This is a genomic window from Parageobacillus galactosidasius, from assembly GCF_002217735.1.
Lineage (GTDB): Bacteria > Bacillota > Bacilli > Bacillales > Anoxybacillaceae > Parageobacillus_B > Parageobacillus_B toebii.
Genome location: NZ_NDYL01000002.1, coordinates 1,812,503 through 1,835,671, shown reverse-complemented (window position 1 = coordinate 1,835,671; position 23,169 = coordinate 1,812,503). Strand labels below are relative to the sequence as shown.

Here is a 23,169-nt window from a genome sequence, read left to right as displayed (position 1 = left end):
CATTTAACTAACTATTACGATTATAGAGCGTTTTTCCATGTAGTACAACAGAAAGAAGAAGGGTACTAGGAATTATTCACCACAATATCCATATATTTCGACAAAATCCCACAAAAAATACCGATTGATAGCCCTATTTTCCTATGTTACCATAATAAATAGTTGCTTAGTAACTCGAAAAATAAGGAGGGGTTAGCGATGATCGATATACATAGTCATATTTTGCCTGGCGTTGATGATGGAGCGCAAACGATCGATGACGCCATCGCAATGGCGCGCGCCGCAGTAAAAGAGGGAATTACGACCATCATCGCGACTCCTCATCATAAAAACGGAAAATATGACAATCCGAAACACTCCATCATCACATTAGCCGCACAATTGAACGATATCATGAAGCAGCACGATATTCCGCTTACAGTATTGCCAGGACAGGAAGTACGCATTCATGGAGATTTATTAAAAAACCTAGCAGAAAACGAAATCATGACCCTAGCAGATACCTTGTATTTATTCATTGAATTTCCTTTCGATCACGTACCTCGTTATGCTGAACAGCTGTTGTTTGATTTACAGCTAAAAGGCTTTATTCCAATTATCGTTCATCCAGAGCGGAATGCAGAAATCATGGAACGTCCAGAGCGTCTCTACCAATTGGTGAAACGAGGCTCGCTGGCACAGCTGACGGCCTCAAGTGTATCAGGACATTTCGGAAAAAAAATAAAAAAATTTTCCTTACAGCTGATTGAGGCGAACTTAGCGCATTTCATCGCTTCCGATGCGCACAACACAACAAACCGCCCATTCCGTATGCGGGAAGCATACGATGTCATCAACAAGGAATTTGGCATGAACGCCGTGTATTTCTTCCAAGAAAACGCCGAGCTTCTCATCCGCGGGCAAGCGGTATATCGCGAAGAGCCGGAACGAATAAAAAAGAAAAAATTTTTAGGCTTGTTCTAATATGTTTTATGGTAACATCGTTGTCATAAAACATATTTTTCTTTTCTCCTGTTTTTGTCGAATCGTCGTAGATTTCTAAGAACGATGGCAAAAATGGGGGCGAAAGATGGATGAAAAAATGACGAAATGATGGTAATGTATGTGAAATAGAAGAGAGATTACGGGACTAGGCAGTCGCCTGAGCTTTTCGCTTTCGGTGATGTCTAGCCTCGGCGCCTCGGCTTTTCGGTGATGTCTCCTTACCGTTATCAATGGAGGCACTCGGCCACGCCGTGGGTGGGGACGATGACGGTCCTGCCACCTTAGACGCTAGTCGTCGAGGGTGTGGTGTGAGGGCGGGTTAGATGCCCGGTTTTTATCTATACTTTTGTTTATGCCTCTGTTGGACATGTTATAATGGGGGAAAGGAGGGGTGAAGATGAGTCAAGAATTGAGAGATTTGTTGCGTTCGGTTTTGAAGGAAGAATTAGAACCGATTCGAGATAGGCTAGACCGTGTTGAGCAAACACAGCAAAAATTAAGCAGCGATGTCGAACAAATTCAGAAGGATGTGGCCGGGATGCAGCAAGGCCAGCAAGAACTGCGCAATGATGTAGCTCAACTGCAAAATAATGTATCTCAACTCCAAAATGATGTCTCCCAACTTCAAAACGATGTTGCCCAGCTTCAACAAGGTCAACGGGCACTCCAGCAAGACGTTGCGCAACTTCAAGAAGGACAGCGTGCGTTACAGCGTGATGTGGCACAACTGCAAACCGGCCAACAGAAATTAGAACACGAGATGGCCGCCATGAAGCAAACGCTCGGAAATGTGGAGCGGACGCAAGAAAAGATCCTTGAGGAGCTTCGCATTTCGAAAAACAATCAAGGGCATATTTTGAATGATCTTACAAGCATGAAACAGTCCGTCGATTTAACTGTTGCGTATTTACAAAGACGGACAGATGTCATGTTTGATAAAATGATCGAACACGAAAGAGAGATTCTAAACTTAAAATCCCATTTGCAAAACTAAGTCCCAACAAAGGGGCTATTTTTATTTGATGCGCATCGACGTATGTTCTATTCATCCAATAGCCCATACGTCGGCGCGTATCGCAAATACATAAAGAAAAGAGGGGTTTTTCATTGAAAAAAGTACGCAAAGCGATTATTCCCGCAGCGGGGCTCGGAACAAGATTTTTGCCAGCGACGAAAGCGATGCCGAAAGAAATGCTTCCGATCGTTGACAAGCCAACGATTCAATACATCGTCGAAGAAGCGATCGCATCCGGCATTGAAGATATCATCATTGTCACGGGGAAAGGGAAACGCGCGATCGAAGACCATTTCGACAACGCCTATGAACTGGAACATATACTAATGAAACAAGGGAAACTAGACTTGCTTGAAAAAGTAAAAGAACCATCGAAAGTCGATATTCACTACATACGCCAAAAAGAACCGAAAGGACTTGGCCACGCCGTTTGGTGTGCGCGCAACTTTATCGGTGACGAACCGTTCGCCGTCCTTTTGGGCGATGACATTGTTCAAGCGGAAACGCCGTGCTTAAAACAGCTCATCGACCAATACGAACAAACATTTAGCTCGGTCATCGGCGTCAAACGAGTTCCTGATGAGGAAACACACCGCTACGGCATTATCGACCCACTTGAACAACACGGACGCCGCTACCAAGTCCGCCAATTCGTCGAAAAACCAGCACCAGGCACCGCGCCATCGAACTTAGCCATTATGGGACGATACATACTCACGCCGGAAATTTTCTTATTCCTTGAAAAACAAGAAGTCGGCGCCGGCGGCGAAATCCAGCTCACCGACGCGATTCAAAAATTGAACGAAATCCAGCGTGTCTTCGCCTACGAATTCGAAGGAAAGCGCTACGACGTCGGTGAAAAGATCGGGTTTATTAAGACGACGATTGAGTTTGCGTTGCAACATGAGGAGTTAAGAGAAGATCTTATTCAATTTATGGAGAAAATACTAAACGATGTAAAAGTAGAAGAGAAATAAAGGAGGACGGGGAATTGGCGAAACCAGGCAGTACCGCGACTGTCGAAATCAAACGTCACCATCGAGTAGTCGTAAATGATAAAAAAGGATATTTAATCGCCAAGCGAATCATGGATATATGCGGAGCGCTAATAGGACTTATTTGTTTATCATGGCTATTTCTTATTGTCGCGCTCCTTATTAAACTAGAAGATCCAAAAGGACCCGTATTTTTTAAACAAGTCCGTGTTGGCAAAGACGGAAAAGAATTTTATATGTATAAATTCCGCTCGATGGTGGCCAACGCGGAAGAATTGCTAGAATCATTGCTTCATTTAAATGAAGTAAGCGGCGCGATGTTCAAAATGAAAGATGACCCTCGCGTTACGAAAATAGGGAAGTTTATTCGCAAAACGAGCATCGACGAACTTCCTCAATTATGGAATGTATTAAAAGGGGATATGAGCTTGGTCGGACCACGACCACCATTGCCAAGGGAAGTAGCGCAGTATACGGAATACGACAAACAGCGATTGCTTGTAACACCAGGGTGTACGGGGTTGTGGCAAATAAGTGGCCGCAGCAATGTCGGTTTTAAAGAAATGGTCGAATTAGATTTACAATATATTCGGAACCGATCGATTCTGTTAGATGTTAAAATTATTTTTAAAACGGTATTTGTTTTATTTGGTTCAAAAGATGCTTTTTAAAACAGAAAGTAAGTAAGAATGTCTATAATAAGCTATTAAATCGAAGTTTAGTATAAAATTTTTGGGATTAATGAATAAGTTTAGTATATAGTAATTTCTTCAAAGAAGCATGGAAATTCAATTTGATAGTCCTTTGCCGTTGACAGAAAGAAGATTTATTACATAAAAAAGGAGATTGATTATGTCTAAGAAAATCCATGAAAAAACTTCATTAATAGATAAACTTATAAATAAAACAGCTGTCATAGGTATTGTAGGGTTAGGGTATGTAGGTCTTCCTTTAGCAGTAGAAGCTGCTAAAAAGGGATATGAAGTTATTGGTTTAGATATTAACGAGAATAAAATAGAAAGTTTAAACCAAGGTATAAATTATGTAGAAGATGTTAGAAATTCAGAATTACAACAAATAGTTGAGCAAAAGAGATTCCATGCATCATCAAACTTTTCTAATATTGAGAAAACCGATGTTGTTATTATTTGTGTTCCAACTCCCTTAGATAAACATCAACAGCCGGATATTTCATACATTCAATCTGCCGCGAAAGAAATTGCGACATATATGCATCAAAATATGCTGGTAGTATTAGAAAGTACTACTTATCCCAAAACAACTGAGGAGATACTTTTACCTATTCTTTCTGAGAGTGGTTACAGAGTAGGGGAAGACTTTTTCTTAGCTTTTTCTCCAGAAAGAGTAGACCCGGGGAACAAGAGCTTTAAGACTAATAACATTCCAAAGGTAGTAGGTGGAGTAACTAAAAAATGTACCGAAATAGCTGCTACATTATACAGAAACATCCTTGAAGGTGATGTTCATGAGGTATCGAGTCCAGCTGTAGCAGAGATGGCTAAGATTTTGGAGAATACTTTTAGAAATATTAATATAGGTCTAGTAAATGAAATGGCCATTATATGTCATAAGATGGGAATTGATGTTTGGGAAGTAATAGATGCTGCTGCTACAAAACCTTTTGGTTTTATGCCTTTCTATCCAGGACCAGGTTTAGGAGGGCATTGTATACCAATTGATCCATTTTATTTATCTTGGAAAGCTAAAGAATATAAGTATCATGTTAGATTAATTGAAACTTCCAGCCAAATTAATAACTATATGCCTGAATTTGTTGTGAATAGAGTTATGGAAATTTTAAATGATGCTAAAAAAACATTAAATGGAAGTAGAGTTTTATTATTAGGTGTCTCCTATAAAAAGGATATAAGTGACATTAGGGAGTCACCTGCGCTCGAAGTAATAAAAAATTTAGAAAAATATGGTCCTGAAATTGAAGTTTGTGATCCATATGTAGCCTCTTTTAATTACAATGGAAAAACATATAAATCGAAACCATTAAATAAGACAACTTTAGAACAAGCTGATATATGTATAATAATTACAGATCATTCTATTTTTGATTATGAGTTAATTGCACAGTATTCAAATATTATTTTTGATACACGTAATGCATTGAAAAATGTTAAAGATATTAAAGCCAAATACTATAAGTTATAGTTGTAGTTTAGACACACGATAAGGTACACGATAAGGTTGTCTTTTATTATCGTAGTGACCAAATAAGGAGTTTTGGCTTTAGGAAAATGAACGCGTTGCAAAACGCATAATGGATGCATAAATGCATATAAAAAATCCACCACCTTGGAAATCATATACGGTGACCAAAAAACCAAAACCAAGGGGTGGACACTATCATGATTTCCAATTTAAACAACGACCATGCATGGCCTTATGAAATTGATCCACTTTTAGCATCCTTATTTCGATATATCGACTCGCTGTCGTTGCCAGAAACACTGTATGTAACAGGAAGGCCATCAGTATCGAAAAAATCGTTGTTGAAATGTTTCTTTTTGAAAACGTATTTTGCTATCGATTCCTTACGAAAATTAGTGCGCATTCTACAACGTTTTCGCTGTTTTCAACAAGCTTGCGGACTCCGGGAAGTCCCTCATCTTTCTACGTTTTCCCGCGCAGAGAAGTGGTTTAGGGAACAGGGATTTTCTGTTTTCCATGCACAGTTGCTCAAAGATCTAGAAGTACGATATTCCAAAATCGTGTTGATCGAAAGCACGGCACTTCGAAGCAGTCTTTACGATTCGCAAACAAAATGGGGAGTGTCCACCCGATACCACTTGGTTGAAAGGATATAAACTCCACTCTGCACCACTGCCGAGGAAATCATTTTATCTCATGTGTTGACCACAGCGAATCGGAATGATGCGGCAGTGGCGCCAGAGTTGCTTGTTTCTTTAAAGCGGTGGGATATCAAATTGGTATTTGGTGGATGCCGCGTATGACAGCGAAAAGGTTCGTCAAACAGCAGAATAGTTAGGAATAATATTGATTTCCCGCATCAACCGCCGCAATAGCGAGGAACGGAAAGATGTCTATGGCCGTGTTCTTCCTGTCTTTTTGAAAACGAGGTTTGGCCAATGGCTGTTTGGGCTTCGCAGCGAGATTGAATGGGTATTTAATGAGTTAAAAAGTGACGGGTGGAACAGCTGCGATGGTATGGATTTCATCGATATTTACTATATGTGTTATGCTGTATCCTTATGCATAACTTCGAGTTTTTACTCTAGTTTTGCAACACCATCTAAGTTATTTTATAAGCCAGTTTGATGTTGGCTTAAGGATATTTGGTGATACAGGTAAAGCTATGAGAGTTGCTCCTAATAAATTGTATCAATTGACAGCTTGTGCAAAACCGGTAATTAGCAGAGAAACGCTAGGAATAAAAGAGGTTTTTACTGATATGCACGATATAATATTTTAGTGTCTAATAAAGGAGATTTATCAAAAGAACTAGCTGACAAAATTAGATTTTTAAAAGAACATTCAAATTTGAGGAAGATAATTTGGTGATAATGCGTATAAATTAATGAAGGAAAATTATAGTATGAAATCGATATAATTTAATTGGTAACTTAAGGAATAAATAGGTGTTTTGCTATGTCTAGTGTGAAAAATTTCGGTAGAGACACTATTATATATGGAATAGCGGTTATTATTTCAGCTTTTTTAGGAGCTTTTTCAGTTTCTATATATACAAGAATATTTGCCGCAAAAGATTATGGTGAATACAATCTCGTGTTAAGTACTTCTTTATTTATAACTACTCTCTTTTCTCAATGGATTCAACAATCTATTCAACGATATCGTCCTGAATATAAAAAAAGTGGTAAAATAAATGAGTTTAATACAAATCTTTATATACTAACTATTGTAACTGTATTTATTATAATCGTGCTTAGTTTCCTAGCAAGCTTTTTTAAAGATAAATTGGGAGCTTACAATAATTATTACTGGTCTTCTGTTTGTTTAATATTAGCTCAATTTATTTTCCTAATTTTAGGATCTTTGCTACAATCTGATTTTAAGTCGAAAAGCTATAAAAACTTTATTTTAATAAATTCTATTTTTAAGTTTGTTTTATCAGTTTTATTAATATTTTTATTTTATAAACATCCAATTAGTGTTATTTATGGAACTGTATTAGCTCAATTAGTTTTAATTATTCCTATGATAAGAAGTACAGAGATATTAAGTAATGTAACAAGTAATTTTTGTTTTGACGATTTTTGGTTTTTTGTTAAGAAATTCATTTTATATGGTTTTCCAATGATAGGATGGTTCTTGGGGAACTCTATTTTAAATTTAACGGATCGTTATATGTTAGCAATACTTCGTTCGAGTAAAGAGGTAGGGATTTATTCAGCTAATTTTTCTATTGTTTCAGCTTCTTTAGGGTTATTAACGACTCCACTATTATCAGCTGCACATCCTATAATTATGAACGGAGCTTATGATAGAAACAATAAAATTGATGTTCCTAAAGTAAAACATTTAATTTCATCGTTTTCAAAAATTTATTTATTAATAACATTACCTTTATTTATTTTTGTTTTTCTATTTCATAAAGAAATAGCAACAATATTTTTAGGTGAGGAATATAGAAAGGGTTCTATAATTATTCCCATTCTATTTTTTGGCATACTGGTTTGGAATGTATCTATGTTTGGACATAAAGGGTTTGAAGTATATGAGAAAACTAAAGTTATGCTACTTTTTATATTATTTTCAGCTGTAATTAATATTGCGTTAAATTATTTACTAATACCTATTTATGGATATAATGGAGCTTCTATAGCTACGATGTTTAGTATGATTAGTTATTCACTGCTTGTTTATATTTTTTCTTATAAATTTATAAAATGGGAATTAGATTTCAAATCATTAATCAAAATAATTTTTTCAGGGCTGGTAGCAGGTTTTTTTGTCTATTTACTAAAAGATTTTGTTAAAGGTTATATTGTCCAGTTAATTTCAGGAGCAATTTTGGGGTTATTAATATATACCTTAATTCTTCTATTAATCAAAGAAATAGATTATAAAACAGTAAAAAAATGGATTATTAACAGGTTAAAAAACAATTACTAAGTGTAAAGGAGTAAATTCGATAACATAATTTACAATTCAAACCAAAAAGGAGACATGAACCTAATTCCTTGGTTAGAATAGATGTGCCAATAAACCATTCTACAAGGAGGTTCATGTCTCATGAATAGACTGCCACATCACCAAGGAATCGACAAGTTTTTATCGATGTTGGATCTGGCACTTTACTTCTCCAAATCTGTTTATTGCAGAATAAAAAATACAGAGTTCTCCAAGGAAAACATGCAGAGCTTGATGGGAAAAAAAGGGCTTGCTAGCTCCTAAAATTCCCTCTACTGTTAAGGTTGTGAAGAATAAAACAGTGGAGGTAAAGAAAGGATGCTAGCAATGCCTGAAGTTCATTATATCAAACATTTAAGGGAAAACAAAGATCTGTCGATCTCGGAGATTGGGAGAAAGACAGAGCTGAATTGGAGAACCGTCAAGAAATATGCCGATGGAAATATTGGTGGACAAAAAATCAAGAAAAAGAAACATGGGATGATGTACGAGCTAAGATATGGGGAGATCCTCGATGACTGGCTGGAGGAGGACGCGAAGCTGCCACGAAAGGAGCGAAGAACCAATCGAACCATGTTTGAACAAATGCAAAAAGAGCATGGTTTTCCCGGTTCTTACCGAACCGTATGTGCCTACATTCAGGAAAGGAAACCGTAGCTCAAGGCAGAAAAGGAAAAACGATACGAACGGCTGGAGCATCCTCCGGGGGAAGCCCAAGTCGATTTTAACACGATGCAAGTAGTGTTAAGGATGGGGCTCTTGAGGACAAAAAAGCTCTTGATTTTGAGCTTCCCCCATGGCAATGTCGGATTTGTTCACCCTCTCCTGTCAGAAAATAGGGAATTCTTCTTGGAAGGGTTGAAACAGTTATTTCATCAAGCAGGGGGAGTGTCAAGGCGTTTAAGGATGGACAATTTGTCCGCTGCCGTAGTGACCATCGGGAAAGGAGATAACCGTTAGTATACTGAAGCGTTTCTGCGTTTCCAAGCCCACTACGGGTTTGAAGTACAGCCGTGCAACCCCGCCAGCGGGCATGAAAAAGGGGATGTGGAGAGGAAAGTATACTACGTACGCCATCGTTGTTTTGTCCCGGCCCCTGTGGTGGAGAGAGACGAACAGCTGGCCGAATGGCTGCGGGTCAAAATGATCGAAGATTGGTCTCACCTTCACTATGAAAAAGGGGTGTCGATCGAAGAGTTGTGAAAAGAAGATCAAAAAGAGCTGAAAGCATTGCCTGTAGACGATATTCCGATCTTCTCTTTGGATACGGTGAAAGTAAACAAATACGGAGAGATTACGGTGGATGTGGAAAAGTGGGTGATCCATTAAGCCCGGGTGAACCAGTTTCTCGTGGTGTAAAAAGAGTGGGATCGCTTTATCTACCTATCCCATCAAGGAGAAGTCGTTTTTGAAGCTCCGCGGCCGTGTATGAACCAGAAACAGGAAATCCCCTGGGAAGAGATTTTCAACGATTGGGAGAAGAAGCCTCGATCCATGAGTTATTTGCGTTTTTTTAGTACTTGCTAGAGAAGGTGCAAACACACTTGACCTTCCGCAAGGGAGAGGTCAAACAGCACGTTCGAGGAGTTTGGGAACTCTTAAAAAGCCATACATTGAAAGCACTGGATGAATGGCTGAACAAAGAGCAACGGTTAGACTTGGCCCCTCATGAGTTAAAGGTGTTGTTGAGGGTGAAACAACAGTCTTATCCGGAAAAGTGAGAAGAAACTTACAGCCCTTCGGTGTTTGTCGATTATGAGACGGATTTACACCTTTATGACCAACGGCTATGCCCGTCGTGGGAAAGAGGGGCAAACCGGGATGACTGGGGACATCAAAGAGATTTGTAAAGCGTTGCATTTGGAGTATATTGCCGATCGTTTTGAGGAGGTGTCATACGAAACAAAAGAGCAATTTTTGCGGGATGTACTGGCTTTGGAAGTCTCATCGCGCCAAGAAGCAAAACGGTCGAAGCTGATCGAGAGGGCTAAATTTCGGGAGTTAAAGTGGCTGGAGGACTATGAGTGGGCCGATCACATTCATTGGCTCTCGAGAACGACCAAAGAGGAGCTTTGTGACCTTGTATTTTTGGAGCGAGAACGTATTGCTTCTGGGATTGCCTGGAACCAGGAGAACCTATTTAGCCAAGGCTTTAGGGTTGAAGGCATGCGAGAAAGGCCATGAGGTGTGATTTTTCCGAGTGGCTGATCTCGTCGCCCAACTGGAGGAGGCCTTAAAAGACGGGACGTTGCCCCGTCTGAAACGGCAAATCGAGGCGTGCGAACTATTGATTCTAGATGAACTGGGATATGTGCTGTTTCAAAAACAAGGGTCAGAACTGCTTTTTCACATCATTGCGGACTGTTACAAACGAAAAAGTGTCATTGTGACCTCTAATTTAGAGGTCGGGCAGTGGAACCGGGTATTTGGGGATAACCGTTTCACCGCTGCGTTAGTGGACCGTCTGGTCCATCACGCCCATATCATTGCCTTTACAGGAGAAAGTTATCGTCTAAGACACACGCTTTTTTCTGTAAAGAAGACATCCAATTAGCAGTTAATTGGAAAAATCGAGCTGCAAGCCTATGTATTTTTTACTGCAATTCTCTGCATTTTTTGGGTTCTTACGCATATTTGGTGAAACATTGAATTACAGTTAAAATTATTGAATTATCGTTCGTCTCTTCTTATTATCCGAAACTAAATCGTTGGAAACGCTATTAGTTATTTACTCTATTACGCACATTTTTTGAGCTATCACCAAAAGAACGTAAGAACCATTTTTTGCTTGCAAAAACAAGCGATGCCGTACAGGACGCTAGGGCGAGCGTTATTCAAGCGTCAGCTGTTTAATCATAAGGATAAACCTGTGATACGAGCTGATAATGGACCAAAATTCATCTCACATGCCTTTGAAGCTGCTTGTGAAAGATCGAGCATGAACTAATTCCACCGCGGACGCCCAATATGAATGCACATATTGAAGCGCTTCATCGTTTACTGGAGGAGGAATGTCTAAGGAGAATGGTGTTTGACAGTTATGAAGAGGCTTATTAAGCTGTGATGGAGTATATGTGGTTTTATAACGAACGAAGAATTCATTCCAGTATTCTTGATCTTTCGTCGTATGAATTTTTCAAAAGAGCGAAAACAGAAGTATTGATGATTAAAGAAGTTCGAGTATAAGGCAAGAGGGATTTGATCTTTTTTGCCAAGAAAAAACGAGAAATTTTAAGAATAACTTAAAAGTAAGATAGGATGTGTCCAAAATTAGAGGGTCAATCCGCTGGTCATTTTTAAACAAGTCCGCGTTGGCAAAGACGAAAAAGAATTTTATATGTACAAATTTCGCTCGATGGTAACAAATGCGGAAGAATTACTAGATTCATTGCTTCATTTAAATGAGACAACAGGTGCTTCGATGTTTAAGATGAAAAACGCTCCGTGTGTTACTAAAATAGGAAAATTTATTAGAAAAACAAGCATTGATAAGTTTTCACAACTTTGGAATGTATTAAAAGGGGGAAATGAGTTTGATAGGCCCGAAACCACTGCTATCAAAAGAGGTTGCGCAATATACAGAATATAATAACAGCTGTTGTTTGTTACGCTGAGGTGTACTGGTTTATAGCAAATAAGTGGTCGAAGCAATGTCGTCTTCGATAAAATGATTGAGTGAGATTTGCAATATATAAGAGACAGGAGAGTCATTAAAATTATTTTAAAAACTATCCTGGTGATTTTTGATTCAAAAAAACGCATTTTAAAATTAAAGATTAGGTGGTGATCGTTAGATGAAAGTTTTATTTTTTACGTATGCACCTAAGACAAACGCAAGCAGTAGGTACCGTGTATATAAGTATATACCATATTTTGATAGAGATGGTATTTATGTAAAGGTTTGTCCACCGGTCAATGAACAGATCTATAATCTCTTTTATAAATTTTTAATGCAAAAGAATGGTGTTTTCATTAAGCTTTTTTATTATTTTTTTCTTGTTCTTCCAAATAGAATATTTCAGCTTTTTCAGGTGAGGAAATTTGATGTAATAGTAATACAAAGAGAGTTATTCCCGTATGGAAATGCTTGGTTAGAAAGAATCATTGCACTATTTAATAAGAAAATTATTTACGATTTTGATGATGCTATATTTACTAAACCTACTCATTATCAAACAAATAAATCTATTAAAGACAAGATTAAAAATTTTTTAAATGGGGAGGATCCGGTCAAAACTAGAATACTTTTAAGTAAATTGGTGATTGTAGGTAACGAATATTTGTATAATTACGCAAAAAATTATCATCAAAATGTAGTCATTATACCTACATCGATAGATTTAAATGAATACAAGGTAGAATACAAAGAAACCGAAAAACAGGAGATTACTATTGGTTGGATAGGAAATCCAGGGAATTTATACTATTTGAATTTAGTTGATAGAGTATTGGCAGAGTTAAGAAAAAAGTATAATTTTAAGTTCAAAGTAGTTTCAAGTCAGGAATTTAACTCAAGCCATATAAAAGTTGAAAATAAAAAGTGGAGAGAAGAAGATGAATTGGCGGATATCAGTAGTTTTGATATAGGGATTATGCCGCTGGAAGACAATGAGTACACTAGGGGAAAAGGTGGCTTTAAACTAATTCAATATATGGGGTTAGGGATACCCTCTATTGCATCTCCTGTGGGAATAAATTCAGAAATAATACAAGATGGAGTTAATGGTTTTTTAGCAAAAGATCAAACAGAATGGTATGTAAAACTAGAAAAGCTAATTATAAACCCCGAATTAAGGAAATGTATAGGTTTGAAAGGAAGGAGGTCTATCGAGGATAGATTTTCTATTTCAAATAACTATGTTGTATTAAGAAACAATATTAAGAAAATTATGGATAGCGAGGTGTAATTTATGTCTATCGATTTAGTGATCTTTCCTTTTCATGACTATAAAAAATATGAAAAGGAAGGATTTAGAACGCGAGATGGCCATCTACTTCAATCTTTCCAAAGAATCAAAGAAGTTAATAAGATTTTAGTAATTAATAGACCTGTTTCGATATCTGAAATGATAATAAAGAAAAGGGATAAAGTAATAAAAAGTGGGAAGGTGATTTATCGGCAAGGAGATTTTACAATAAGTCAAGTTGATGAAAAGACATTTGTGTTGGATATATTTGTGAAAGAATTTTTTAAGCCTATTATTTTAAAAATGCGTTGGTGGAATTATATTTTTAAACAAGAGAAAATTAAGGAATCAATCAATCAAACTTTAAGATATCTAGGATTTCATAAACCTGTTTTATTCTTTCAAAATCCATTATCTGTAGAAATTTCGAAGTATATTCCATCAAAACTTATTGTTTTTGATGCCATTGACAATTGGACTATTCACCCTCAAATGAAGGAAGTACATGAGATAGCAAAAAAAGGTTACGAATATATTAAAACAAATTTTGACTTAATATTTACAAATTCGAAGAAACTAAAAAGTTTTCTCCAGAATGACAGGTCTGTTCCATACGTAATTCCTAATGGTGTAGATCCAGAAAAATTTAGAAGAAATTATGAAGTTCCTGAAGATTTAAAAAACATAAGAGGCCCTATCATCGGATATGCAGGTAAAATTCAACAAAGACTAGATGTAGAATTGTTACAAAAGTTGGCCATTAATTTCCCGGATTATAATATTGTGATAATAGGTCAACTTTTGGATAAAAAATGGTTTAAACCTTTAAAAAATATTAAAAATATGCACTATTTAGGTGACAAGCATTATAGACTTGTTCCGCAATATGTGACTAATTTTGATATTTGTATTATTCCTCATAATGTGGGAAAAGGTGAAGTTGATGGAGATGCAATAAAGTTGTATGAATATCTAGCGGCTAACAAGCCTATTGTAACTACTAATATTGGTGGGGTAGATGTTTTTAAAGATTATATAAAAATAGCTTACGATCATGATATGTTTTTAAAGCAAATAAAAGAAGTGTTAGATGAAGGTTTATTGCCCCCTAACTATGAATTACCACCAGAGCATACCTGGGATTATAAAGCTAAACTAATTATCAATAAAATATTGGAAAAATTAAAGAGTGTGGAATCCTGAATGTTTATATAGTTTAAAAGTGAAAAAGATAATGCTAGATACAAGAAAAAGTTCTGTGTATGAGTAGATTAGTTATCCGATTTGAAAACAAAGACGGTGAGGATATTGATTAATGTTTTTATCATTGGCTCAAAAGGTATTCCTGCCAAATACGGCGGTTTTGAAACGTTTGTAGAATATTTGACGAAAAGAAAGGTAAGTGAAAATATCACTTACCATGTTTCATGTTTAGGGAAAAATAACGATGAATTTTATTATAACAATGCTAGATGTTTTAATGTAAAGGTTCCTGATGTGGGAAGTGCGAAAGCGGTTCTTTATGATTTAATGAGTTTACAGGAATGTATTCGATATATTAAAGAAAACAATCTAACTAACAGCATTGTTTATATTTTAGCTTGTCGAATTGGTCCGTTTTTTGCTTTTTATAAGAAACAGCTAGAAAAAATGGGAGTAAAGGTGTTTGTAAATCCCGACGGCCATGAATGGAAGAGAAGTAAATGGAATTATTGGATTAAACGTTATTGGAAGTTTTCTGAGCGTTTAATGGTGAAACATGCGGATTTATTAGTATGCGATTCACGTGGAATTGAGTCATACATTCAAGATGAATATAGACACTATCGCCCTAAAACTACATTTATTGCTTATGGAGCGGATGTGAAGGAATCTTCACTTGCGGATGATGATCCGAAGCTAGTTGACTGGTATCGTCAACATCAAGTAAAACCGTTTGAATATTATCTAATTGTGGGACGTTTTGTTCCTGAAAACAATTATGAACTAATGATTCGCGAGTTTATGGCATCTAACACTAAAAAGGATTTAGTGATTATTTCCAATTTCGAACAAAATGCTTTTTATCAACAGTTGCTCGAGAAAACTAAATTTGATCGCGATCCTCGTATTAAGTTTGTTGGGACTGTGTACGATCAGGAACTTTTAAAGAAAATTCGTGAGCAAGCTTACGGATATTTACATGGTCATGAAGTCGGAGGGACAAACCCTTCTCTTCTCGAAGCATTGGCATCAACGAAAATTAATTTATTACTGGATGTAGTTTTTAATAAAGAAGTTGGTGCAGACGGGGCGTTATATTTTACAAAAGAACAAGAATCATTAAGTCAATTGATTAATATGGCGGATCAATATACTCAAGAGCAAATAGAATTACTAGGAGCGAAAGCAAAAAATCGTATTATTAGCGAGTATTCATGGGAGAAAATTGTTAGTGACTATGAACAATTATTTCTAAATAGCTAGTTAAGGAGTTGTTAATAGTGAAAGGTATTGTTTTAGCCGGTGGCAGTGGTACACGCCTTTATCCTTTAACAAAGGCAGTATCTAAGCAATTATTACCTATTTACGATAAACCGATGATTTATTATCCATTATCTGTTTTAATGTTAGCGGGTATCCGCGATATTTTGATTATTTCTACTCCTAGTGACACACCGCGTTTTAAAGAATTACTAGGAGATGGCTCAGATTTAGGAATCTCATTATCCTATGCCGTGCAACCCTCTCCAGATGGTCTTGCACAGGCATTTATTATTGGTAAAGAATTTATTGGTAATGATAATGTCGCACTTATCCTAGGAGACAATCTTTTTTACGGTCACGGTTTGACACAGTTGTTGCAGAGAGCGGTTGAGCGCAAAACTGGGGCAACGATTTTCGGCTATTATGTTAAGGATCCTGAACGTTTTGGTGTTGTGGAATTTGATGAACATGGTAAAGTTATTTCTATCGAAGAAAAGCCGGAGAATCCTAAGTCGAATTATGCGGTAACAGGGTTATATTTTTATGATAATCGTGTTGTTGAAATTGCCAAAAGCATTAAACCTTCTGCACGTGGAGAACTAGAAATTACGGATGTTAATAAAATATACTGTAGATGAGCAAATTCACTGACATAAATTGACAACTAAACAAAAAAGGAGACATGAACCCGATTCCTTGGTTAGAATAGATGTACCACCAACTATCCACAAGGAGGTTCATGTCTCATGAATAGCGCACCCATGGACTGTTAGATATCGACAAAAATTCAAAAGTATGTGATGAGTTTTGTCGAAAAATATTTTTTTGGCACCCCTAAGATGCCAAGAAACCTTGATATATCAACATTTATAGAGGGAGGAGATCAAATTGAGTTTTTTTCGGGAACTAGGCAGATTGGCAGGGAAAGCAACGGGAGCGGTGATAGGTGGCGCGGTGAATGTTGTCGGTGAAATAACAGGCAGCCAATGGATCAAAGAGGTAGGCGATGGCGTGAAAAAAGCGTCCGAGTTTGCCGGCGATACGTTTGGCCAAGCGGTAGACGGTGTATGGAATACGGCGTCTGGCATCATTCAAAAAGATGAAGCGAAGATCGAAAAGGGCCTTGGAAACATCGGTGAATCGATTTCGCGCACGGCCAAAGGAGTATACCAGACAGCCAAACATACATACCAAAACGGAAAAGGGGTCTATGAAGGGCTGCGCGATGACGATGGGAAAAAGATCAAAAATGGATTGACCAACATTGCCAAAACGGTAGCTGTAGGAACGTTGGCGGTCGGAATCGTGGATGTGATCGATGGCGCTGACCATAGCGATTGGGCAGAAAGCGATCAAGGTCTGGGCAACATAGGTAATGGGGCAGATGCCAATGGTCATTCTATGGGTTCCTATACCGGCTATTCCGAGGTGGCAGCTAGTATAGAATCGGAAGAAAATCCGGGGACACATCATGTCCGTCCTCACTGGGTGGAAGGACATTGGCGCGATGGGCAATGGATTGAAGGATACTGGCGTGATGGGGATGGAAATACCGATGTGAACTTGACAGAGCAACAAGGCGGCGGCTATGAGCGGACGAATCCGGACGGGAATCCGGGTAATAACCTGGCATAAATTAGATGACCTTCTTTTGTTTCAAGTGGGGAATAAACTTTTGATAATAGCCAAGACGACGAGGGAGGGAAACGGGTGAAAGAAGAAATATTGCTTGTAAAAATACATAATTCCTTAGCGGAAGGCAAAAGTGATTATGAAGCTACTCGGGGAAATTGGAGGATGAGTAAACATAGATTTCCGTATATTCAATATGTTGCAGGGGTACATCATGGAAAAGTCGTTTGTGTCTTTCAGCCTGAAGAGTGGGAGATTATCGAAGAAGGACCTGATAAGGGGAGAAAACGTTTTACGGGTACCAAAGCTTCTAGTGAAGTATTGAAAAAGCTGCAAATGGTAGAGGACAAAGTTATGAGGAAATTCGGAAGCGGGAATGCTATTGCTTATCTTTCATTGGATGAATTGGATCAGTTAGTGAGCAACTACCAAACTATAAAATATGCAAAGCATCATACGGCTAAATCAAACGATGTGGGGGAAAACGTGCTTGACCGAATCAAAGGAGGGCTGTTCGGCGTCGCGATCGGTGATGCGCTCGGGGCGACGATGGAGTTTATGAGTGCCGAGGAAATTCGCGGCACGTACGGAAAAGTGACGGACATCATCGGCGGCGGTTGGCTTGATTTACCGCCTGGCGAAGTGACGGACGATACGGCAATGACGATTGCGGTGGCGAAAGGAATCATTCGAAATAAGGAAAACCCGATTGCTGAAATCGGAGAGGAGTTTTTGAAGTGGTATAAGACCAATCCCCCGGATGTCGGCAACATCATCCGCACCGTGTTTTCATTGTATGCTGGCGATTGGTTTGATGCTGCTTATCGGGCTTGCCGGAAGCTCGGCGGCAAATGTGCGGGGAACGGGTCGTTAATGCGCTGTTTGCCGATTGCGCTGGCGTATGCGGATCAGGAAAAGATGGAGGAAGTCACGGTCCTTCATTCGAATATGACACATCATGATAGTCAAGCGGCGGAAGCGTGCCTTATTTATAACCGCATTGCTTCTCGGTTGTTGCATGGAGAAAAGCTGTCAGCAGCGATTAGGCAAGAAGTTGTTCATACGCGATACGAACCGCTTTTAACGGTTGAACCGGCCTGCCCGCCTGATGGCTATGTCGTGCATACGATGAGCTGGGTTCTTCATTGGCTGTTGCGCTGCGAGTCGTTTGAAGACGTCGTCATTTCAGCGGTGAATATGGGTGGCGATAGCGATACGATTGCGGCGATTGCCGGGGGATTGAAAGGATTAGAAGTCGGATATCACCAACTGCCAAGCCGTTTTACTGAAAAGATCGTCTGTGCCGATGAGTTGGAAGAGCTGGCGGTGCAATTGGTAAATATTCGGGGCTAGTCGGGTGGAGTTTGCCGCGGCCTTCCTATTGGTTGATCGGTTTGAGATAGGATTTATAGGTTTTCAATAATTTCCATCGATGTTTCTTTGTTCGAAATTTTTGTGAATGATGGGGGGATGTATGATGCTAGCTCATCGATTGGCTGAAATACATTCGAACTTTGGCATTTATAGTGAATCACAAATCAATGGGAACGTTGACTTTCATATCGTATCGGATTTGAAACAAGTTCCGGAGTTGAATTATTTAGTGGATTTTTATGAAGCGTATTTCCAGCATTATAAAAAAGCAATGGATCCATCTCGGAATTATTGGTCTTTTAAGAGGGACAATATTGCCCGAAGTGTGGATTTGCCGTTTATTGGGCGTAAGGTTGTTGAGCGAGGTAAGGCAGAGTATATCTTTGTGTTTAAGGGTTCCTTGCAGAAGGAAGAGAAGCTGAGTATGACCGTCCTTTCTTGTTTTTGGATTTTTGAAGACGTACAACCTTATCAGTCATTTTTTGATCGCTATTGGCCCAATACCAAAAATTATGATCCGCTTGTTCGAAATTTAGGGATCACCAGGGATATTGCAGAGAGATCATATGTGACGGATTTTGCTAGGGTAGCTAATCATAGAGGGATCCGGGATATGAAAAAGTGCAAGGAACTGTTAATGGACGAAATACATTTATTAAATCCCCAACTGGTCATATTGGTCGGTTCAGAGCCAAGAGATGCATTTAGCCACGAACTTCGGCTGCATCCGGAAAAGTACATGAGTGTTCCGTTTTCGTTAAAAGGGGTTCCGAAAAAGACACAAATAGAGGGTCCACTTCTTTATAAGCAACTGCGTGAACGCCTTTATTTGTTGAATAAGGAAAAGGCCCAGTTCCTGTCACACCACGCGGATGACCGAGATGATAGAAATTAAATAATGATAAGAAAAACGTACAATGAAAAAGAACGAGTGCGGTACACACTCGGTCAGCGCAACTATATAAATGCACCTTGAAAGGTTAACCTTTGCATCACGCAGCACACCCCAAGCGTCGAAGCACCTTTTCCGGTTGTTGATCAATATATTCCATAAACCGGGTAATGGCTCGATCAATATCTATTTGATCTTTATGAAACACATTCGCAATGACTGTCTCTTTGAACCATTTCCACAAGCGTTCGATCGGATTGAGTTACGGGGAATACGGGGGTAGAAAGATCAAGTGAAACGATTCCCCTTCTTGACGCAAGAACTCTTTGACCATTTTGGCATGGTGGATGCGGGCATTGTCGAGCACGAGCACAATCAATTTGTCAGGATAATGGCTTTTGAGGATTCTCAAGAAATCCAATTGAGCACATTCACGGCTCCAAAAAGCGAAATGTGGGCATGGTGGCCATAGGTGGCACTTACTTTTGTTGGCCCACTTCCGACCAAGTGGTTCGCAGGATTTGATACGACCGGATGCGCGTTTCATCGACATACAAAAGAATCATATCGGGAGTGATTAGTTTTTTATCAGTTCCATTTGTTTTTCAAACGCCTGCTGTTGTTCGGCGTCACCTTTGGCTAAGGTATAGGTGAGGCGGGTCCAAGACAGTCTCATTCGATGCAAGAGTTTCCGAATTCCTTCCCGGGACATGGCCACCCCGTAATGTTCACGGATATAGGACTGAAAGTAGGTTAAATCAGGAAACAGGAGGTGCGATTTATGTTCGTCCAAAATCTACAGGAAAACGTTAAATACTCCTATGACTATGATCACGATGTCCTTTATATTTATTTGGGCGAACCAAAAGTATCGTACGATGATGAAGTAGCTCCTGGCCTGTTTATTAGATTTTCGGAAGAGGACGATGTCATTACTGGCATCGTCATTATGGACTACAAGAAAAGGGATATTGATCTTATAAGGAAATATATACCGATAAATATCAACTTTCATATGATCAATCAACAAATTCACTAGTTTTAAATGAATTTTGCGCTGTTTAATGTGTGTTGGCCTGTAAAGCGAGCCTTTCTTTCAATTAGGAACGGCTCGTTTATTCTTTATTTAGGACAGGATGGCGGGTGTCATGGGATCAGTGCCTGTGCATGTGATCTGAAAAGTAGACAGTATAAATCTGTTAAGAGGGAGGAATCAGGACTAAACAGCTCTGATTCCTTTACTTTTCTCGTCTTTTTTCTAAGTTTCTTAGGATCGACCGCAAGAGCTATGAGTGCCTATCATTTGTCGAAGGCTATTCCGTCAACGAAGTCATTGAAACAGATGAAAGAGCAATCGGCCACAAATCCTTCATCGAATACACCGACCGCCGCTCGGACGCCCCAGCGCGCCTTGTTGCCTCCTTGGAGAAGATTTATAAGGAACTCGGCTGGAAAGCGGAATATTCGTTGGAACAAATCATCGAAAGCGCATGGAAATGGCATAAATACAGAGCCTCCTGCTGAAGGAGTGTTATCAGCGGGAGGCTGAATTGCCCATCTACGTCAATCAATCAGGGTTAAAATCCAATCTTTTAAGTCAATAATACGTAAATGTTTTGGGGACGAATCTGTACCAGTTACAATCATCGGCACTAGTGAATCTTGTTTATGAAGTCCCCCATGGCTTGCTCCTCCAACATGAGTTGGAGAGCCTTCACCGATAAATTCAAATCCTGGTTTAGCACTTACTACAAGATAATTTCCTCCATGAGAAGTTAGCGAGCTGTACAATCGGGCCAGCGCATCCGGATATTCATCATAAAAAATCTTATTGTTCTTTACCGTCAGATTCAAAACTCCTGCATCTCCTGCTATATCCCACGATTGTTCGTACTCATCGACCAATGTTCCATTCGGTTTAAAAATGAGTCTTCCCTGTCGAACTCCGGATATGACGTGCACGGATTCGTTTTCCATCCAAGCAATGACATCCACTCTGTCGTCCTTTTGCAGCGTTTTCGCGATATCCGGAAGCGGCGCGCGTTCAGGATTTAATGTATAAATAAAGGCCATTCGTTCATTAACCGCAAGCACCACCTCATCACTATCTTTAATCCCGCCTTTTAATGTCAAGGCCGATTATTTTTCCCCCAAATCGCCGGTTTAAAATTCCCCAGAAGGACCTCATTGACCTCATTGATCCTTCTGTTTTTCTTGTTGGAGCCTCTTTTCCCGTAATCGATAGCTTTCCCCCTTTAGGTTGAAAATGATGGAATGATGCAGTAATCGATCTAACATCGCCGTCGACAACACTGAGTCTCCCACGATTTCTCACCATTCCCAAAAGCTTTTGTTGGAAGTGAGAATAATTGGGGCATGCTCGTATCACCGGGCGATCACTTGAAATAAATAATGAGCACTGTTCGGGTCCAGTTTTAAGTATCCTATTTCATCAATAATCAGAATCGTTGGCTTCACAAGGACATGAAGCTTTTTCTCCAACTTTCCTTCCTGGTCGGCTCTTCTTAACTGATTGACCAAATCGTGTGCAGTAATATAAAATACGTTTTATATCCTCTTGCGATCGCCTCCATTCCATCGAAATAGCCAGGTGTGTCTTTCCAATCCCCGGCGGACCAAGAAAAAGAATATTCTCCTTTCGATCAATAATCATTCGCGAATAGCCTAATGTAGCCACAAATAGCGATAACTTGACTTTTCTCCCTTCGATCACGACCTCGCCAACTTCTTTCCAATCGACTTGCATTTGTTCGCCAGGAAGCGTTTCATAGCGAACAGTGTATTTCTTTTTCGCCGTCTCTCGGAAAGGTTTCATATAGTCTTTTAAAATCGTCTTTTCTCCCGTGTAGCCCTGTTGTCGAATTTCAAAAAACAACTTTTCGCTATTAAACACCCCATCCTCTAACATTCGTTTTTGAAGATACGACTTAAATGGATCTAACTTGCTTTTTCTTGGATTTCGCTTGGATTTAGAAGGGGGATTAGGGGATTAATATATTTTCGGACGGTTTTCCGATCGATCCCCAATTCCCTCGCAATATCGGAAATACTCATCGCCCTTTCATACATTTCTTTGATCATAAAAAATTCCCCTCTCGTAACCATGAACCATAGCTCCTCTCATTGACACTATGGTTCTATTGTAAGTGGGGAATTTTATTCCGGCTATATTGGGGATTTTATCATCGGCTTTAACACTTATTCATTGTTTTTGGAAAAGCTGATTACATACAACACCTTGTGAGGATAGTTGCAAGAAACATTTTTGATTTCATAGAGAAAAAAGAAGAGGGGAGAGATTCTTATGGCTAAAAAGTAGAAACACGAGAAGAATGAATTAATATTATTTAACGAGTTTGTTAATGAAATATGGAGAGAGGGAAGGGTATGAGGAGGAATATCCAGATGGCTCTACGGAATGTTTTATGTTATTACTTAATGAAAATAAGAAAATAATTGGTACATTCGAACTAAAAAAGTAGAAGCTTATTCCCCCATTAATGATTATTTTTCATTTTTCGGAAATGAAGATATTGCAAAACATAGGGGGCATGTCATGGAAATCGATAAGCTCACTATTGATCGGCATTATCGAGGAAGAAAACTATTGACAACAATCAATGAACTTTTTTGCCCATTATGCCTTTCAAAATGAAGTAAATATTATATTGCATTGATTTTACCAAAGCTATATTATGCTATTCATTTTTTTTATAAAATTGCCGATAAAAAAATGGG

The 23,169-nt window shown here is 38.7% G+C and carries 18 protein-coding genes and 8 pseudogenes; 21 read left to right on the top strand and 5 right to left on the bottom strand.

Annotation, left to right across the window (positions count from 1 at the left end; translation table 11 throughout):
• Window positions 1-198 precede the first annotated feature (198 nt).
• From B9L23_RS18840 to B9L23_RS18760, 19 genes and pseudogenes are all read left to right on the top strand, one after another.
• Window positions 199-963 (top strand): tyrosine-protein phosphatase, encoded by a 765-nt coding sequence (locus B9L23_RS18840; protein ID WP_089098237.1) that lies wholly within the window; start codon window positions 199-201, stop codon window positions 961-963.
• Between the two features lie 418 nt (window positions 964-1,381).
• Window positions 1,382-1,978 carry a hypothetical protein gene (locus B9L23_RS18835; protein ID WP_089098236.1) on the top strand — a complete coding sequence of 199 codons (597 nt, stop codon included), beginning with the start codon at window positions 1,382-1,384 and terminating at the stop codon, window positions 1,976-1,978.
• A gap of 113 nt (window positions 1,979-2,091) precedes the next feature.
• Entirely contained in the window at window positions 2,092-2,976 is an 885-nt protein-coding gene (galU, locus tag B9L23_RS18830) for a UTP--glucose-1-phosphate uridylyltransferase GalU (RefSeq protein ID WP_089098235.1), read from the top strand.
• A 14-nt stretch (window positions 2,977-2,990) separates the two neighbouring features.
• On the top strand, window positions 2,991-3,665 hold the full coding sequence (locus B9L23_RS18825; RefSeq protein ID WP_089098234.1) for a sugar transferase: 675 nt from the start codon (window positions 2,991-2,993) through the stop codon (window positions 3,663-3,665).
• A 181-nt stretch (window positions 3,666-3,846) separates the two neighbouring features.
• Complete coding sequence (locus B9L23_RS18820) at window positions 3,847-5,175, top strand: nucleotide sugar dehydrogenase (RefSeq protein WP_089098233.1); 1,329 nt, start codon at window positions 3,847-3,849, stop codon at window positions 5,173-5,175.
• 197 nt (window positions 5,176-5,372) lie between these two features.
• Window positions 5,373-6,263 (top strand): annotated as a pseudogene (locus B9L23_RS21585) (transposase).
• A gap of 370 nt (window positions 6,264-6,633) precedes the next feature.
• On the top strand, window positions 6,634-8,121 hold the full coding sequence (locus B9L23_RS18810; protein ID WP_089098232.1) for a lipopolysaccharide biosynthesis protein: 1,488 nt from the start codon (window positions 6,634-6,636) through the stop codon (window positions 8,119-8,121).
• A gap of 120 nt (window positions 8,122-8,241) precedes the next feature.
• Window positions 8,242-8,403 (top strand): hypothetical protein, encoded by a 162-nt coding sequence (locus B9L23_RS20675; protein WP_169712552.1) that lies wholly within the window; start codon window positions 8,242-8,244, stop codon window positions 8,401-8,403.
• A gap of 54 nt (window positions 8,404-8,457) precedes the next feature.
• Window positions 8,458-9,989, top strand: a pseudogene (istA, locus tag B9L23_RS18805) (IS21 family transposase).
• A pseudogene (gene istB / locus B9L23_RS18800) lies at window positions 9,961-10,693 on the top strand (IS21-like element helper ATPase IstB). Before istA ends, istB begins: the two co-directional pseudogenes overlap by 29 nt.
• A 506-nt stretch (window positions 10,694-11,199) precedes the next feature.
• Entirely contained in the window at window positions 11,200-11,325 is a 126-nt protein-coding gene (locus B9L23_RS21485; protein WP_281255501.1) for a hypothetical protein, read from the top strand.
• 103 nt (window positions 11,326-11,428) lie between these two features.
• Window positions 11,429-11,926 (top strand): annotated as a pseudogene (locus B9L23_RS18795) (sugar transferase); the annotation flags it as partial.
• A gap of 7 nt (window positions 11,927-11,933) precedes the next feature.
• The gene (locus B9L23_RS18790; protein ID WP_089098231.1) at window positions 11,934-13,046 is read left to right on the top strand and encodes a glycosyltransferase; all 1,113 of its coding nucleotides are present in this window, start codon (window positions 11,934-11,936) and stop codon (window positions 13,044-13,046) included.
• Window positions 13,047-13,049: 3 nt separating this feature from the next.
• Complete coding sequence (locus B9L23_RS18785) at window positions 13,050-14,249, top strand: glycosyltransferase (RefSeq protein ID WP_089098230.1); 1,200 nt, start codon at window positions 13,050-13,052, stop codon at window positions 14,247-14,249.
• A gap of 105 nt (window positions 14,250-14,354) precedes the next feature.
• Window positions 14,355-15,512, top strand: coding sequence for a beta 1-4 rhamnosyltransferase Cps2T (gene cps2T / locus B9L23_RS18780; RefSeq protein WP_089098229.1), 1,158 nt, complete (start codon window positions 14,355-14,357; stop codon window positions 15,510-15,512).
• 17 nt (window positions 15,513-15,529) lie between these two features.
• Window positions 15,530-16,141: pseudogene (rmlA, locus tag B9L23_RS18775) on the top strand (glucose-1-phosphate thymidyltransferase RmlA); the annotation flags it as partial.
• 259 nt (window positions 16,142-16,400) lie between these two features.
• Window positions 16,401-17,147 (top strand): hypothetical protein, encoded by a 747-nt coding sequence (locus tag B9L23_RS18770; RefSeq protein ID WP_089098228.1) that lies wholly within the window; start codon window positions 16,401-16,403, stop codon window positions 17,145-17,147.
• A gap of 162 nt (window positions 17,148-17,309) precedes the next feature.
• On the top strand, window positions 17,310-18,497 hold the full coding sequence (locus tag B9L23_RS18765; RefSeq protein ID WP_342745111.1) for an ADP-ribosylglycohydrolase family protein: 1,188 nt from the start codon (window positions 17,310-17,312) through the stop codon (window positions 18,495-18,497).
• Window positions 18,498-18,621: 124 nt separating this feature from the next.
• Entirely contained in the window at window positions 18,622-19,413 is a 792-nt protein-coding gene (locus tag B9L23_RS18760; RefSeq protein WP_089098227.1) for a uracil-DNA glycosylase family protein, read from the top strand.
• A 259-nt stretch (window positions 19,414-19,672) separates the two neighbouring features.
• Here the strand turns inward: B9L23_RS18760 and B9L23_RS18750 are convergent, their stop codons facing one another.
• On the bottom strand, window positions 19,673-19,957 hold the full coding sequence (locus B9L23_RS18750) for a transposase (RefSeq protein ID WP_245842486.1): 285 nt from the start codon (window positions 19,955-19,957) through the stop codon (window positions 19,673-19,675).
• A gap of 30 nt (window positions 19,958-19,987) precedes the next feature.
• Window positions 19,988-20,122 carry a winged helix-turn-helix domain-containing protein gene (locus B9L23_RS18745; protein WP_245842469.1) on the bottom strand — a complete coding sequence of 45 codons (135 nt, stop codon included), beginning with the start codon at window positions 20,120-20,122 and terminating at the stop codon, window positions 19,988-19,990.
• A 69-nt stretch (window positions 20,123-20,191) separates the two neighbouring features.
• On the opposite strand from B9L23_RS18745, the gene B9L23_RS18740 reads away from it, so the two are divergent.
• On the top strand, window positions 20,192-20,449 hold the full coding sequence (locus B9L23_RS18740; protein WP_089098225.1) for a DUF2283 domain-containing protein: 258 nt from the start codon (window positions 20,192-20,194) through the stop codon (window positions 20,447-20,449).
• A gap of 272 nt (window positions 20,450-20,721) precedes the next feature.
• Window positions 20,722-20,934 (top strand): annotated as a pseudogene (locus B9L23_RS21280) (UDP-glucose 4-epimerase GalE); the annotation flags it as partial.
• 39 nt (window positions 20,935-20,973) lie between these two features.
• Here B9L23_RS21280 and B9L23_RS18730 read toward each other — a convergent pair.
• From B9L23_RS18730 to B9L23_RS18720, 3 genes and pseudogenes are all read right to left on the bottom strand, one after another.
• On the bottom strand, window positions 20,974-21,543 hold the full coding sequence (locus B9L23_RS18730) for an alkaline phosphatase family protein (RefSeq protein WP_245842468.1): 570 nt from the start codon (window positions 21,541-21,543) through the stop codon (window positions 20,974-20,976).
• Between the two features lie 60 nt (window positions 21,544-21,603).
• A pseudogene (locus tag B9L23_RS18725) lies at window positions 21,604-22,078 on the bottom strand (ATP-binding protein); the annotation flags it as partial.
• A gap of 3 nt (window positions 22,079-22,081) precedes the next feature.
• Window positions 22,082-22,536, bottom strand: a pseudogene (locus B9L23_RS18720) (IS21-like element IS5376 family transposase); the annotation flags it as partial.
• Window positions 22,537-23,169 lie beyond the last annotated feature (633 nt).